Source organism: Pseudomonas sp. GW821-FHT05D12, assembly GCF_059419825.1.
On sequence record NZ_JBWKSN010000001.1, the window covers coordinates 539919 to 554813 of the forward strand.

The following is a 14895-nucleotide window of genomic DNA, read 5'->3' on the forward strand; positions in this document are numbered from 1 at the left end:
GCCTACGCAGTGTCAGAAGTTCAGCCTGGAATCACGATATTTCACGAATTTTTCACGCGCTGAAGCTTCGCACATCTCCGGGATGTTTCCATAGTGTCGGTAGGATATTTCTGAAATGACACACATCGCCACTGGTCCAGAACTGTGCGGGCTGAGGATTGCCGCTGGCGAGCAGGTCGCGCTCGCCGAGCAGACGCTTCAGCTGGCGAGCCACGGCGGCGCCGGTGTCGATCAGAATGATGCTGGGCGGCAGCATCTGCGCCAGCAGCGGCTTGAGGAAGGGGTAGTGGGTACAACCGAGGATGATGGTGTCGCAGCCGACGCTGAGCAGCGGGTCGACATAACCCTGCAACAGTTGGCGCAACACCGGGCTGTTCAGGTCGCCGGTCTCGATCAGCTCCACCAGGCCGGGGCAAGGCTGGGTGACCACGCGTACATCGGTGGCGAAGCGATCCAGTAGCGCGGCGAACTTGGCGCTTTGCAAGGTACCGGTGGTAGCGAGCACACCGACCACACCACTGCGGGTCGCGGCGGCGGCAGGTTTGACGGCAGGCTCCATCCCCACCAGCGGCCACTCGGGATAGTCCACGCGTAAATCCGCGACCGCCGCGACCGTGGCGGTGTTGCAGGCGATCACGAACGCCTTGGCGCCCCGCTTACGAAAAAACTCGGCGACGGCCCGGGAGCGCTGAAGAATGAATCCCGGGGTTTTCTCGCCGTACGGGATATGCCCGCAGTCCGCCACGTACAGCAGCGATTCATGCGGCAGCAGCTGCTGGATTTCATCCAGTACCGACAAGCCGCCGACACCGGAATCGAACACACCGATCGGCGCGCCCTTAACCATGCCGCGGCCCGCAGACGCTGCAGCCGGGGTCGCGCTTGACGCGCAACTCGCGAAAACGTGTGGTCAGCGCGTCGATCAGTAGCAGGCGGCCCACCAGCGGCTCGCCAAAACCGGCCAGCAGCTTCAAGGCTTCCAGCGCCTGCAGGCTGCCGACCACGCCGACCAGCGGACCGACCACGCCGGCTTCGCTGCAGGTGAGTTCGCTGTCGCTGCCGTGCCCATATAAACAGTGGTAGCACGGGCTGTCGGCGCGGCGCGGGTCGAACACCGACAACTGGCCCTCAAGGCGAATCGCCGCGCCACTGACCAGCGGCTTGGTCGCCGCCACGCAGGCGGCGTTGACTGCTTCGCGGGTGGAGAAGTTGTCACTGCAATCGAGCACCACGTCCACCGCCGCCACGGCTGCAGCCAAGGAATCGGCATCCAGCGCACTGCGATGGGCAACCAGGCTGATTTCGGGGTTTATCGCGCCCAGGCGACGCAGGGCCGAGTCGACCTTGGTCTGCCCGACGCTGTCGGTATCATGGATGATCTGGCGTTGCAGATTGGTCAGGTCGACGCTGTCGAAATCCGCCAGGTGCAATTCGCCCACCCCGGCGGCGGCCAGGTAAAGCGCCACCGGCGCGCCCAGGCCACCGAGGCCGACGATCAGGGCGCGGCTGTTTTTGAGGCGCAACTGGCCTTCGATGTCGACATGTTGCAACAGAATCTGTCGGCTATAGCGCAACAGCTCCTGATCGGTCAGCACGGCCGGCGTCCCAGGGTAATGCGTTCGTGGCCGCCAAGGTCGATGCGGCTGGCCACCGCCTCGAAGCCCTGGCTGGACAACAGGTCACGCACGGCCGCGGCCTGGTCGTAACCGTGTTCCAGCAACAACCAGCCGCCGGCATTCAGGTGGGCCGGGGCATCGCGGATGATCAAGCGCAAGTCGTCCAGGCCGTCATGGCCCGCCACCAGCGCACTCGCCGGCTCAAAGCGCACGTCGCCCGCCACCAGGTGCGGATCGTTGTCGGCGATGTACGGCGGGTTACTGATGATCAGGTCGTAGGCATGACCTTGCAGGGCACTGAACCAATGGCTGTTCAGCACCGTGGCATTGTTGAGGTGCAGGCGCTGGCGATTGCGCTCGGCCAGGGCCACGGCCTCCAGCACTCGGTCGACGGCGGTGACCTGCCAGGCGGGGCGCTCGCTGGCCAGGGCCAGTGCGATGGCGCCGCTGCCGGTGCCCAGGTCGAGAACCTTGGCCGGCGTGGCCGGCAACAATTCCAGCGCCGCCTCCACCAGCATCTCGGTTTCCGGACGCGGGATCAGCGTGTGAGGCGCCACCTCTAGGTCAAGTTTCCAGAAGCCTTGCTGGCCGAGGATATAGGCCACCGGTTCACCGCCACGACGGCGCTGCAGGTAGTCGGCGAACGTCAGTGCGGCCTCGCTGCTGACAATTTTTTCCGGCCAGGTGTGCAGGTAACTGCGCGACTTGCCCAGGGCAGCGGCCAGCAACAATTCGGCATCCAGGCGCGCGGTAGGCGAGTCGGGAAGGTCGGCGGCGCGCAGCAGGCTGGCGATGATGGTCATTTATTCACCTATCGCGGCCAATTGATCGGCCTGGTATTCGGCGAGCAACGGCTCGATCACCGCATCCACGCCGCCGGCGAGAATCTCGTCCAGGGAGTAAAGGGTGAGGTTGACCCGGTGGTCGGTGACCCGGCCCTGGGCGAAGTTGTAGGTGCGGATGCGTTCGGAACGGTCGCCCGAGCCCACCAGCAACTTACGCTCGCTGGCAATTGCGTTGGCGGCGGCGCTGGTCTGCTGGTCATTGAGCTTGGCCGACAGCCAGGACATGGCGCGTGCACGGTTCTTGTGCTGGGAACGCTCCTCCTGGCACTCGACCACGATGCCCGACGGCAAGTGAGTGATACGAATCGCCGAGTCAGTCTTGTTGACGTGCTGGCCACCGGCGCCCGACGAGCGGTAGGTGTCGACCCGCAGGTCCGCCGGGTTGATCTCGATCGCTTCCTGCTCGTCCGGCTCGGGCAACACGGCCACGGTGCACGCGGAGGTATGGATGCGACCTTGGGATTCAGTCGCCGGAACCCGCTGCACGCGGTGCGCGCCGGACTCGAACTTGAGCTTGCCGTAGACGTTGTCGCCTTCGACCCGCGCGATGACTTCTTTATAGCCGCCGTGTTCGCCTTCGTTCTCGGACAGGATCTCGACCCGCCAGCCACGACGCTCGGCGTAGCGCGAGTACATGCGGAACAGGTCGCCGGAGAAGATCGCCGCCTCATCGCCGCCGGTGCCAGCGCGGATCTCGAGGAACACGTTACGCCCGTCGTTGGGGTCCTTGGGCAGCAACATGCGCTGCAGGTCACCTTCCAGCTCGGCAAGTTTTTCCTTGGCTTCGCGGACTTCTTCCACGGCCATTTCACGCATGTCCGGGTCGCTGTCCTTGAGCAGCGCCTGGGCGCCCTCGAGGTCGGCCTGCACTTTAGTCAAGTGTTTGTAGGTGGCCACGATAGGCTCAACTTCGGCGTATTCCTTGGAATAGGCGCGGAACTTGGCTTGATCGGAAATGACCTCGCCGTCGCCGAGCAAAGCGGTCAGTTCTTCGAAACGGTCCTGGAGCACGTCCAGTTTATTGAGCAGTGACGCTTTCATTGCGGTTTTTTATCCGAAGAGCTGTCTGACGCGCCCTCACCGAGGGCAAAGAGTTCCTGGGCCATGGCCAACGCATCGAGGCGGCCTTCGGCAGTCAATTTTTTAAGCTGTACGCTGGGTGCATGGAGCAACTTGTTGGTCAGGCCGCGCGCCAGTTGCATCAGCACCTCTTCGGCGCTGCTGCCATTGGCGAGCAGGCGCTGGGCCTTGATCAACTCCTCATCGCGCAGGCGCTCGCCTTGCTGACGATACGCCTTGAGCACGTCCACTGCCGCGAGTTCGCGCAGGCGCACCATGAAATCTTCGGCGCCGGTGCTGACCATCTCCTCGGCGGCCTGGGCTGCGCCCTGTCGGCTCTTGAGGTTTTCGGCGACCACTTCGTGCAGATCGTCGACGCTGTAGAGGTAAACGTCGTCCAACTCGCCGACTTCGGGCTCGATATCGCGGGGAACGGCGATATCGACCATGAAGATCGGCTTGTGCTTGCGCAGCTTCAGCGCACTTTCCACCGCACCCTTGCCCAGGATCGGCAACTGGCTGGCGGTAGAGCTGATGACGATATCGCTGCGCACCAGCTCGGCCGGGATATCCGACAGCAGCACCGCGTGGGCACCGAACTGTTCGGCAAGGATGCTCGCGCGCTCCAGGGTACGGTTGGCGACGACGATGCGCTTCACACCCAGGTCGTGCAGGTGGCGGGCGACCAGGGTGATGGTCTCGCCGGCGCCGATCAGCAAGGCCTGGCTGCGCTGCAAATCACTGAAAATCTGTTTGGCCAGGCTGACGGCGGCGAACGCCACGGACACCGGGTTTTCGCCGATGGCGGTGTCGGTGCGCACCTGCTTGGCAGAATTGAAAGTGGCCTGGAACAGGCGGCCCAGCAGCGGGCCGACAGTGCCGGCCTCACGCGCCACGGCGTAGGCGGACTTCATCTGGCCGAGAATCTGCGGTTCGCCCAGCACCAGCGAATCAAGGCCGGACGCCACGCGCATCATGTGACGAACTGCCGCATCATCTTCATGCACATATGCACTGGCGCGCAGGTCGTCGAGGCTCAAATGGTGGTAATCGGCCAGCCAGCGCAGTACCACATCCGCTGAAAGATGTTCCTGCTCTATATAAAGCTCGCTGCGATTGCAGGTCGAAAGGATTGCAGCTTCGCGGCTGTCGGTGAGCCGGCAGAGCTGCTGCAAGGCCTCAACCAACTGCTCGGGCGTAAACGCCACGCGCTCGCGCACGTCTACGGAGGCAGTCTTGTGGTTAATACCGAGTGCGAGGAAGGCCATTCAATATCGCTGATGATGTCGGGAAGCCGACAATTGTCCTACTTCGAAAGATTCAGAACAACCACCGTCGTCTATTGTCCTAATGCCTTGTGTCTATAAAGGCATCCATTGAGACTCGGTTATGTTTGGCCGAAGGCTTGTGTCATGATGATCCGACCGCAGGTTAGTCGTCCTCTTCCTATATGAATAGATCTTCCGCGTTGCTCCTTGCTTTTGTCTTCCTCAGCGGCTGCCAGGCCATGGCACCCGTGTCGCCGGACGGTACGCCGCCGGTAGAAGACAGCACCCCCGCCCCTGAAAAGCCCAAGGTTTATTCCTCATTCAGTGAAGAAACGGTGTTCAGCCTGCTGAGCGCGGAGCTGGCCGGGCAACGCAATCGTTTCGACATTGCGCTGGATAACTACGTGACCCAGGCGATCAACACGCAGGATCCGGGCATTTCCGAGCGGGCGTTTCGCATCGCCGAGTACCTGGGCGCCGATCAGGCTGCGCTGGACACGTCGCTGATCTGGGCGAAAAACGCGCCGGACGACCTGGAGGCGCAGCGTGCCGCCGCCATCCAACTGGCGCGCGCGGGCCGCTATGACGACTCCATGGTCTATATGGAGAAAGTCCTGCAGGGCAAGGGCGACACCCATTTCGACTTCCTTGCGCTGTCGGCTGCCGACACCGACCAGGACACGCGCAATGGCCTGATGAAGAGTTTCGACCGCCTGCTGCAAAAACACCCGAAGAACAGCCAGCTGATTTTCGGCAAGGCCTTGCTGCTGCAGCAGGACGATGAAGCCGAAGCCGCGCTGAAGCTGCTGGAGCAGAACCCGCCGGAAGACGGCGAGATCGCGCCGATCCTGTTGCGCGCGCGCCTGCTGCAGAACCTCAATCGCGGCAAGGAAGCGATTCCGCTGCTGGAAAAAAGCATCAAGAAGTATCCGGAAGACAAGCGCCTGCGCCTGACTTACGCGCGCACACTGGTGGAGCAGGACCGGATGGAGGACGCCAAAGTGCAGTTCGCCAACCTGGTCCAGCAGTACCCGGACGACGACGAACTGCGCTACTCCCTGGCGCTGGTGTGCCTTGAAGCCAAGGCCTGGGACGAGGCCAAGGGCTACCTGGAAGACTTGATCGCCCGGGAAAGCCATGTGGACTCGGCGCACCTGAACCTCGGCCGTATTGCCGAAGAGCGCAACGATCCACAGGCTGCGCTGCTCGAATACGCCCAGGTCGGCCCGGGTAATGACTACTTGCCGGCGCAGTTGCGCCAGGCCGACATCCTGATGAGCAACGGGCGCACCGACGAGGCGGAAAAACGCCTGGCCGCCGCCCGCGACGCCGAACCCGACTATGCGATCCAGCTCTACCTGATCCAGGCCGAGACCTTGTCCGCCAACAATCAGGGCGAGCGCGCCTGGAAGGTGCTGCAACAAGCCTTGTTGCAATTTCCTGACGATTTGAACCTGCTGTACACACGCGCCATGCAGGCGGAAAAACGCAATGACCTGGTGCAGATGGAAAAAGACCTGCGCCTGATCATCAAGCGCGACCCTGACAACGCCATGGCCCTGAATGCCCTGGGCTACACCTTGTCCGACCGCACCACGCGCTACGACGAAGCCAAGGTCCTGATCGAACAAGCCCACAAGCTCAACCCGGAAGACCCGGCGGTGCTCGACAGCCTCGGCTGGGTGAATTACCGCCTGGGCAACCTGGACGAAGCCGAACGCTTGCTGCGCCAGGCGCTGGAGCGCTTTCCCGACCAGGAAGTCGCCGCGCACCTGGGCGAAGTGCTGTGGGCCAATGGCAAGCAGCGCGAAGCCCGGCAAGTCTGGGAGAAATTCCTCAAGGAACAACCCGAAAGCCCCATCCTGCGCGGCACCATCAAGCGCCTGACCGGATCCGAGACCCTTTAAGCTTATGTTCTTGCGCCACGTTATCGTTTTCAGCTTCATCGCCTTGCTCGCCGGTTGCGCGGGCATGGGCAGCCGAGAATCCGTTGAGGGCCAGGGCAACCCGGCGCAATGGAAACAACACAAGGACCAGCTCAGCAGCATCGACGGCTGGCAAATCGACGGCAAGGTCGGGGTTCGCGCGCCGAAAGACTCCGGCAGCGGCACCCTGTTCTGGCTGCAACGCCAGGACTACTACGACATTCGCCTGTCCGGTCCGTTGGGTCGAGGCGCTGCCCGCCTGACCGGCCGACCTGGGCAGGTCAGCCTTGAAGTGGCCAACCAGGGCCGCTATGAAGCGACCTCACCGGAAGAATTGCTGGAACAGCAGATGGGCTGGAAGCTGCCGGTATCCCACCTGGTGTGGTGGGTGCGCGGCTTGCCCGCGCCCGACAGCAAAAGCCGCCTGAGCCTCAACGGCGACAGCCGCCTGGCCTCCCTGGAGCAGGATGGCTGGCAGGTCGAATACCTGAGCTACGTGCAGCAGAACGGCTATTGGCTGCCCGAGCGCATCAAGCTGCACGGCACCGACCTTGACGTCACGCTGGTGATCAAGGAATGGCAGCCGCGCAAGTTGGGGCAATGACGTGACCGAACGCCTGACCCTGCCCTCCCCGGCCAAACTCAATCTGATGCTGCACATTCTCGGACGTCGCGAAGACGGCTACCACGAACTGCAGACACTGTTTCAATTTCTCGACTACGGCGATGAACTGACCTTCGCCGTACGCGACGATGGCGTGATCCAGCTGCACACCGAATTCGAAGGCGTGCCCCACGACAGCAACCTGATCGTGAAGGCGGCAAAAAAACTTCAGGAACAATCCGGCTGCACGCTGGGCATCGATATCTGGATCGATAAAATTTTGCCCATGGGCGGCGGGATCGGTGGCGGCAGCTCGAATGCCGCGACCACGCTGCTGGGTCTGAACCACTTGTGGCAGCTCGGCTGGGACCACGATCGCCTGGCTGCGCTGGGCCTGACGCTGGGGGCCGACGTGCCGGTTTTCGTGCGTGGACACGCGGCTTTTGCCGAGGGCGTGGGCGAGAAACTCAGCCCCGAATACCCCGAAGAGCCGTGGTATGTCGTGCTTGTTCCGCAAGTATCTGTAAGTACAGCAGAAATTTTTTCAGATCCACTGTTGACACGTAACTCTCCTCCCATTAAAGTGCGCCCCGTTCCCAAGGGAAACAGTCGAAATGACTGCTTACCGGTTGTAGCAAGGCGTTATCCAGAGGTACGTAACGCTTTGAATTTGTTAGGTAAATTTACCGAAGCAAAATTAACCGGCACTGGAAGTTGTGTGTTTGGGGGCTTCCCAAGCAAAGCTGAAGCTGATAAAGTCTCGGCCCTTCTTACAGAGACCCTTACAGGGTTTGTAGCAAAGGGAAGCAACGTTTCGATGTTGCATCGCAAGCTGCAAAGTCTGCTCTAAAAGGAACCGAGTACTGGGTACTCGTTGCAACAGATACAGGGGCGTCGCCAAGCGGTAAGGCAGCAGGTTTTGATCCTGCCATGCGTTGGTTCGAATCCAGCCGCCCCTGCCATTTTCCTATACTCATCCAGGTTACCCTCAGCCTCTAGGTACTGCGCGTGTCCAAGATGATGGTCTTTACGGGGAACGCTAACCCCGATCTGGCTCGACGTGTCGTACGTCAGCTGCATATCCCTCTCGGTGACATCTCTGTCGGTAAATTCTCCGACGGCGAAATTACTGCCGAGATCAATGAAAACGTCCGCGGTAAAGACGTCTTCATTATTCAGCCGACTTGCGCTCCGACCAACGATAACCTGATGGAACTCGTCGTGATGGCTGATGCCTTCCGCCGCTCCTCAGCGACTCGAATCACAGCTGTAATCCCTTACTTTGGTTATGCCCGTCAGGATCGCCGTCCGCGTTCCGCACGTGTGGCAATCAGCGCGAAAGTCGTAGCTGACATGCTGACCGTGGTAGGCATCGACCGTGTTCTCACGGTTGACCTGCACGCTGACCAAATCCAGGGGTTCTTCGATATTCCGGTAGATAACATCTACGGCTCCCCCGTCCTGGTGGATGACATCGAAGACCAGCGCTTTGAAAACCTGATGATCGTATCCCCGGACATTGGCGGCGTCGTGCGTGCACGGGCTGTTGCCAAATCCCTGGGCGTGGATCTCGGGATCATCGACAAACGCCGCGAGAAAGCCAATCACTCTGAAGTGATGCATATCATCGGTGATGTCGAAGGGCGTACCTGTATTCTGGTTGATGACATGGTCGACACCGCCGGCACCCTGTGCCACGCGGCCAAAGCCTTGAAAGAGCACGGTGCAGCTAAAGTCTTCGCCTACTGCACACACCCTGTGCTGTCGGGCCGAGCGATCGAGAACATCGAGAATTCCATGCTGGACGAACTGGTGGTGACCAACACCATCCCGTTGTCCGCTGCAGCTCAAGCCTGTTCGCGTATCCGTCAACTGGATATCGCACCGGTAGTTGCCGAGGCGGTTCGCCGTATCAGCAACGAAGAATCGATCAGCGCGATGTTCCGTTAAGGGTCAAACCTGTCGGAACACCTCACTGACGAAAAGCGCCCCGCCCCAGCATACTGTTGGGGCGGGGCTTTTTTGCCCATATCGCCTTTAGCGCTGGTCGCAAACGCTGGGGCGAATGTGGTTATTTTGGAGATACAACATGAACGATTTTACTCTGAATGCTGAAGTGCGTTCCGACCTGGGGAAAGGTGCGAGCCGCCGCCTGCGTCGTCTCGCAAGCCTGGTTCCAGCTGTAGTTTACGGTGGCGACAAAGCCCCTGAATCCATCAGCATGCTGGCCAAGGAAATCGCCAAACTGCTCGAAAACGATGCTGCCTACAGCCACGTTATCGAACTGAACGTTGGTGGCACCAAGCAAAACGTCATCATCAAGGCTCTGCAACGTCACCCGGCCAAAGGCCACGTGCTGCACGCTGACTTTGTACGCGTTGTTGCCGGTCAGAAACTGACCGCCATCGTTCCAGTGCACTTCGTTGGCGAAGCTGCTCCGATCAAGAAAGGCGGCGAAATCTCGCACGTTACTTCGGAAATCGAAGTGTCCTGCCTGCCGAAAGACCTGCCTGAGTTCATCGAAGTCGACCTGGCTAACGCTGAAATCGGCGACATCATCCACCTGTCCGACCTCAAGGCCCCTAAAGGCGTTGAGTTTGTTGCACTGGCTCACGGTGATGACAAAGCTGTTGCAAACGTACACGCTCCACGCGTTGCACCAGAAGCTGAAGAAGGCGCTGCAGAGTAATTCACTCTGTATTGCCGGAGCTTGAGGAAACATCGCGGACCGAAACGTAGCGAGAAAGCGGGCGATAACGCGGCGTTTACTCTTGAGTAAATGATCTCTTGTCGTCCACTTTCGCCGCACGCAGGTGTAGCGATGTTATCCACAACTCCAAAGGAAGGGCCCCTGTCGTGACTGCCATTAAACTGATCGTTGGCCTGGGAAATCCAGGCGCCGAATACGAACAGACCCGGCATAACGCGGGGGCCCTTTTTGTTGAGCGTATCGCCCATGCCCAAGGTGTGAACCTGGTGGCCGATCGCAAATATTTTGGCCTGACCGGGCGCTTCTCGCATCAGGGTCAGGATGTTCGTCTGCTGATTCCCACCACCTACATGAACCGCAGCGGCCAGGCTGTCGCGGCGCTTGCGGGTTTCTTCCGGATCAAACCCGAAGAAATCCTGGTGGCCCATGACGAACTGGACCTGCCACCCGGCGTTGCCAAGCTCAAGCTTGGCGGCGGGCATGGCGGGCACAACGGCTTGCGCGACATCATTGCGCAATTGGGCAATCAGAATAATTTCTACCGTCTGCGGCTCGGCATTGGCCACCCAGGCGTCGCCAGTATGGTTTCAAATTTCGTCCTGGGTCGTGCGCCACGCGCCGAACAGGAAAAACTCGATGCCAGCATCGACTTTGCCCTCGGCGTGCTGCCGGATATCTTCGCCGGTGAATGGAACCGTGCGATGAAAAACCTGCACAGCCAGAAGGCCTGACTCTTACCGAGGGGAAACACCATGGGATTCAATTGCGGCATCGTCGGCCTGCCCAACGTCGGCAAATCCACCCTGTTCAACGCCTTGACCAAGTCCGGTATTGCGGCGGAGAACTTCCCCTTCTGCACCATCGAACCCAACAGCGGCATCGTGCCGATGCCGGATCCGCGCCTGGAAGCACTGGCGGCCATCGTCAATCCCAAGCGCATCCTGCCGACTACCATGGAATTCGTCGACATCGCGGGCCTGGTTGCCGGTGCGTCGAAAGGTGAAGGCCTGGGCAACAAGTTTTTGGCCAACATCCGTGAAACCGATGCCATCGCCCACGTGGTCCGCTGCTTTGAAGACGAGAACGTGATCCATGTCTCCAACAGCGTTGACCCTAAGCGTGACATCGAGATCATCGACCTGGAACTGATCTTCGCCGACCTCGACAGCTGCGAGAAGCAATTGCAGAAAGTCGCACGTAACGCCAAGGGCGGCGACAAGGATGCAGTGGTCCAGAAGGGCCTGCTGGAGCAGTTGATCGCACACTTCACCCTGGGCAAGCCGGCACGCAGCCTGATGAAGACCATGGGCGCTGACGAGAAGGCCGTGATCAAGGGTTTCCACCTGCTGACCACCAAGCCTGTGATGTACATCGCCAACGTCGCTGAAGACGGCTTCGAGAACAACCCTCTGCTCGACGTGGTCAAGGCTATTGCCGACGAAGAAGGCGCCATCGTGGTGCCGGTGTGCAACAAGATCGAAGCGGAAATCGCCGAACTGGATGACGGCGAAGAGAAAGACATGTTCCTTGAGGCCCTGGGCCTGGAAGAGCCTGGCCTGAACCGTGTGATCCGCGCCGGCTACGAAATGCTCAACCTGCAAACCTACTTTACCGCCGGTGTCGAAGAAGTCCGCGCCTGGACCGTAAAAGTCGGCGCCACTGCGCCACAGGCTGCCGGTGTGATCCACACCGACTTTGAAAAAGGCTTTATCCGCGCGGAAGTGATCGCCTACAACGACTTTATCCAGTTCAAGGGTGAGGCCGGTGCCAAGGAAGCGGGTAAATGGCGTTTGGAAGGTAAGGAATACATTGTTAAAGATGGCGATGTGATGCACTTCCGTTTTAACGTGTAAACGTCACTTTTAATACCTGCCGCCAATAAAAAAGCCGATGCATTGCATCGGCTTTTTTGTGGACAAGCATTTAATTTTATATAGTGCTCACATCAGAATATTAAATACTTTCAGACTTATCCTATTTGACTTGCTCACTCCTCGCGCCTACCAGGAACACTACGATTTCATCACTACAACAGAAAGATACTTTCCTACACCAATTGCCCGCAAACCCTCTTTAAGAATGAATAACAACCCCTATAATCTACGCAACTGGTCACCGCGCGCATAACGTCCTTTTAACAATGAGTAATAGCTAGAAGGGAACATTTTTCAATGTCGGGCACCTTCAACATGGAAAATGAAACGGCATTTTCACTCATCGAAGGCCCGGATATTGAAAACACACTAAACAACACGGCTACCCTCAACATTGACATTTTGTTACTGGGGGAAACCGGCACAGGCAAAGATACGCTAGCACAACGGATTCATCGTCTATCGGGACGGCGAGGTAATTTTGTTCCGGTGAACTGTGCAGCCATCCCGGAAAGCCTCGCGGAAAGCCAATTGTTCGGCGTCAACAGCGGCGCCTATACCGGGGCGATGCAATCCAGGGCAGGTTTCGTCGAGGCAGCCCACCTGGGTACGCTCTACCTTGATGAGATCGACAGCATGCCATTGAACCTGCAGACCAAACTGCTACGCGTGCTGGAATCACGCGGTGTGGAGCGCCTGGGTTCGACCCGTTTCATCCCTGTGGATATGCGCGTCATTGCGTCTGCCCAGCACTCGCTTCACCAGATGGTCGAACACGGCACCTTCAGGTGTGACCTGTATTTTCGCCTGAACGTCGTGAATATTCAGCTCCCGGCACTGCGGGAGCGACGCGAGCGCATCATTCCGTTGTTCCTGGAAATGATCCGGCAAGAAGCAGACCACTTCAAATGCACCGCCCCACCGCCTTCGGACGAGCTGCTGCAACAACTGCTACGCCACACCTGGCGCGGCAATGTGCGTGAACTACGGTCAACGGCCAAACGGTTCGTGTTGGGCTTGCCACCGCTCTCCCTCACCGTGAGCAGCCAACAAGAAGCCCAGGCAAGCCTTAAGGAGCGCTTGCAACAAATTGAAAAGGCATTGATAGAAGAATCGCTGCACCGCCATCAGCACTGTGTAAATACAGTTGCGGTGGAGCTGGGAGTCGCCAGGCGCACGTTGTACTACCGGATGAAACAACTGGAGATATCGCAGGGGTAAAGCTGTCTGCTTTCAAAAAGCAATATTTTCCTGCAACCAGTAATGGTTATACATGCGCATCACGCATACGTTACGTCAATGGTTCAAGAAAAAATAACCGCCCCCTGAATGCCAAAACATCTAGAAACATTTAGCCCAATAATTAAATGGAACAACTTCCTCCCGGCATGCCACTTATCCAGTGCCGAGGTTAATTCGAAAGGAAACCTGAACTCCCCTCTCATCTCGACCATCGGCCAATCAATGACCCTTGAATATTAATATCTGGAGCATTTCATGAGCACAATCGGAAATTATTTTGGACCAACCCAAAATTACGGAGCTAACAACCCAATATCTCAGAATACAAATTCCATCCTTAGTGCTGCTGAGGACAACTTTCAGAAGGGTGAAGCAATCAACGACTACACCACCAAGAAGCAACTCGACGCCAAACTGAAATCTGGTATCAACCAGGCAGCCAAAAGCTTCCAATAAAGGCGACTTACCTCTCGGGCATATCAGCCCGAGAGGTACCCTCAATTCAAATTTTAGTTTTCACTAATACTCCTCATAAAAATCTCCTGCAGACGCTTATCCAACAGGTATTCTATGAAATTAGAAACATACGTAGATTCCACCGACGATACCGCTGTCAATACCGCCCATGCAACACGAGATGAGCCGATATGCAGCAGAGATTCCTGTTTTTTTACATCCCTTCTCGAACACGCGCCCGGGGCAAGCGCACCGACCGCTGCCCGCTATATGTCCCCTGTGTTGACAGATGCCTTAGCGCACTTAAGAAACTCAAAAAAACACATGGCGAATCTCCTGAAGTCAACCAGCAACGAATTAGACATAGAGAAATTCAGAAAATACCCAAGTCTTCTTTCCAATGTCCAACTGACGTCCCAACTGTTAGTAAAGTGCCTTGCCAAGACGACTCAAGGCATCGACAAAATATCAAACTTACAATGATGCTAAATGAATAACTTTTTGTCTGTCGCACTACTTTTGGCTATTGTACTTGTGTTGAACGGTTGCAGCGACCGTGTCGAACTTCATCGCCAACTCTCTGAGCAAGAAGCCAATGAGGTCATAGCAGAATTGGCAGATAAACACATTCGCGCACAAAAAAAACCGGCCAAAGATGGTGTCGTCGTGACGGTAAACACAAACGACATCGGACGCGCAGTACGAACATTGGAAGCCGTTGGCCTGCCTCGAGTGGCCAGAACGACGATGGGCGATACATTTCGCAAAGAGGGAGTTATCTCAACGCCATTGGAAGAGCGGGCACGCTACATCTATGCCCTGTCACAAGAGCTTGAAGCTACGCTTTCTAACATTGACGGTGTCATTGTTGCCCGAGTACACGTGGTGCTGCCGGAACGCATCGCGCCAGGTGAGCCGGTCCAGCCCGCATCCGCTTCAGTGTTCATAAAACATGACTCACGCATGGACCCAGATAACATCAACGCACGCGTTCGCAGGATGGTAGCAAGCAGTATTCCAGGCATGACCATAGCGATGGATAACCCGCGAAAACTTACCGTTATATTTGTGCCCGCCACCACTTATAAGGAGCAGCAACGCTTGGTGTATTTCGGCCCTTTCCTGATACCCGGCGAGGATCTCGTTTTTTGGCAAAACAGCCTCGTTGTTTTTATGCTCGGGGCCATAGCGACAGCGGTCGCAGCAGTATTCATTTACCGTCGACGTCATCGTTTTGGACAAGAGTCGCCTGTAGTCAGCCAATCAAGCGGACAGGCTCATGACGCTTAGGGTTGA

General features: G+C 58.1%; 15 protein-coding genes and 1 tRNA gene. 11 read left to right on the top strand and 5 right to left on the bottom strand.

The genetic code is table 11. The annotated features are described in order from the left end of the window. Window positions 1-52: 52 nt before the first annotated feature. The 5 genes from murI to hemA are packed head-to-tail and all read right to left on the bottom strand — an operon-like array spanning window position 53 to window position 4788. Window positions 53-847 (bottom strand): glutamate racemase, encoded by a 795-nt coding sequence (gene murI, locus AC07SI_RS02530; RefSeq protein WP_495005006.1) that lies wholly within the window; start codon window positions 845-847, stop codon window positions 53-55. Next, window positions 840-1595 carry a molybdopterin-synthase adenylyltransferase MoeB gene (gene moeB / locus AC07SI_RS02535; protein ID WP_065900502.1) on the bottom strand — a complete coding sequence of 252 codons (756 nt, stop codon included), beginning with the start codon at window positions 1593-1595 and terminating at the stop codon, window positions 840-842. The genes murI and moeB overlap by 8 nt, the downstream gene beginning before the upstream one ends. After that, window positions 1589-2419 (bottom strand): peptide chain release factor N(5)-glutamine methyltransferase, encoded by an 831-nt coding sequence (gene prmC / locus AC07SI_RS02540; RefSeq protein WP_495005007.1) that lies wholly within the window; start codon window positions 2417-2419, stop codon window positions 1589-1591. The genes moeB and prmC overlap by 7 nt, the downstream gene beginning before the upstream one ends. After that, window positions 2420-3502, bottom strand: coding sequence for a peptide chain release factor 1 (gene prfA, locus AC07SI_RS02545; protein ID WP_012722110.1), 1083 nt, complete (start codon window positions 3500-3502; stop codon window positions 2420-2422). Then, window positions 3499-4788, bottom strand: a complete 1290-nt coding sequence (gene hemA / locus AC07SI_RS02550) for a glutamyl-tRNA reductase (protein WP_065900498.1) — start codon at window positions 4786-4788, stop codon at window positions 3499-3501. Before hemA ends, prfA begins: the two co-directional genes overlap by 4 nt. Before the next feature lie 182 nt (window positions 4789-4970). Here hemA and AC07SI_RS02555 point away from each other — a divergent pair, with 182 nt between their 5' ends. From AC07SI_RS02555 to sctJ, 11 genes are all read left to right on the top strand, one after another. Next, window positions 4971-6695 (top strand): tetratricopeptide repeat protein, encoded by a 1725-nt coding sequence (locus AC07SI_RS02555; protein WP_065900496.1) that lies wholly within the window; start codon window positions 4971-4973, stop codon window positions 6693-6695. 4 nt (window positions 6696-6699) lie between these two features. Beyond that, the gene (gene lolB, locus AC07SI_RS02560) at window positions 6700-7317 is read left to right on the top strand and encodes a lipoprotein insertase outer membrane protein LolB (RefSeq protein ID WP_495005008.1); all 618 of its coding nucleotides are present in this window, start codon (window positions 6700-6702) and stop codon (window positions 7315-7317) included. A gap of 1 nt (window position 7318) precedes the next feature. Beyond that, a complete protein-coding gene (gene ispE, locus AC07SI_RS02565; RefSeq protein WP_106805204.1) occupies window positions 7319-8167 on the top strand; it encodes a 4-(cytidine 5'-diphospho)-2-C-methyl-D-erythritol kinase in 849 nt (282 codons plus the stop codon). A gap of 37 nt (window positions 8168-8204) precedes the next feature. Further along, a tRNA-Gln gene (locus tag AC07SI_RS02570) sits at window positions 8205-8279 on the top strand. A 46-nt stretch (window positions 8280-8325) separates the two neighbouring features. Beyond that, the gene (locus AC07SI_RS02575) at window positions 8326-9267 is read left to right on the top strand and encodes a ribose-phosphate pyrophosphokinase (protein WP_003208392.1); all 942 of its coding nucleotides are present in this window, start codon (window positions 8326-8328) and stop codon (window positions 9265-9267) included. Between the two features lie 139 nt (window positions 9268-9406). Then, a complete protein-coding gene (locus tag AC07SI_RS02580; protein WP_065900493.1) occupies window positions 9407-10006 on the top strand; it encodes a 50S ribosomal protein L25/general stress protein Ctc in 600 nt (199 codons plus the stop codon). A gap of 167 nt (window positions 10007-10173) precedes the next feature. Then, the gene (gene pth / locus AC07SI_RS02585; protein WP_010213318.1) at window positions 10174-10758 is read left to right on the top strand and encodes an aminoacyl-tRNA hydrolase; all 585 of its coding nucleotides are present in this window, start codon (window positions 10174-10176) and stop codon (window positions 10756-10758) included. 21 nt (window positions 10759-10779) lie between these two features. Next, window positions 10780-11880, top strand: a complete 1101-nt coding sequence (gene ychF / locus AC07SI_RS02590) for a redox-regulated ATPase YchF (protein ID WP_495005009.1) — start codon at window positions 10780-10782, stop codon at window positions 11878-11880. Window positions 11881-12198: 318 nt separating this feature from the next. Continuing rightward, window positions 12199-13122 (top strand): sigma 54-interacting transcriptional regulator, encoded by a 924-nt coding sequence (locus tag AC07SI_RS02595; protein ID WP_495005010.1) that lies wholly within the window; start codon window positions 12199-12201, stop codon window positions 13120-13122. A gap of 276 nt (window positions 13123-13398) precedes the next feature. After that, window positions 13399-13599, top strand: coding sequence for a hypothetical protein (locus AC07SI_RS02600; RefSeq protein ID WP_495005011.1), 201 nt, complete (start codon window positions 13399-13401; stop codon window positions 13597-13599). A gap of 489 nt (window positions 13600-14088) precedes the next feature. Beyond that, on the top strand, window positions 14089-14889 hold the full coding sequence (gene sctJ / locus AC07SI_RS02605; protein ID WP_495005012.1) for a type III secretion system inner membrane ring lipoprotein SctJ: 801 nt from the start codon (window positions 14089-14091) through the stop codon (window positions 14887-14889). Window positions 14890-14895 lie beyond the last annotated feature (6 nt).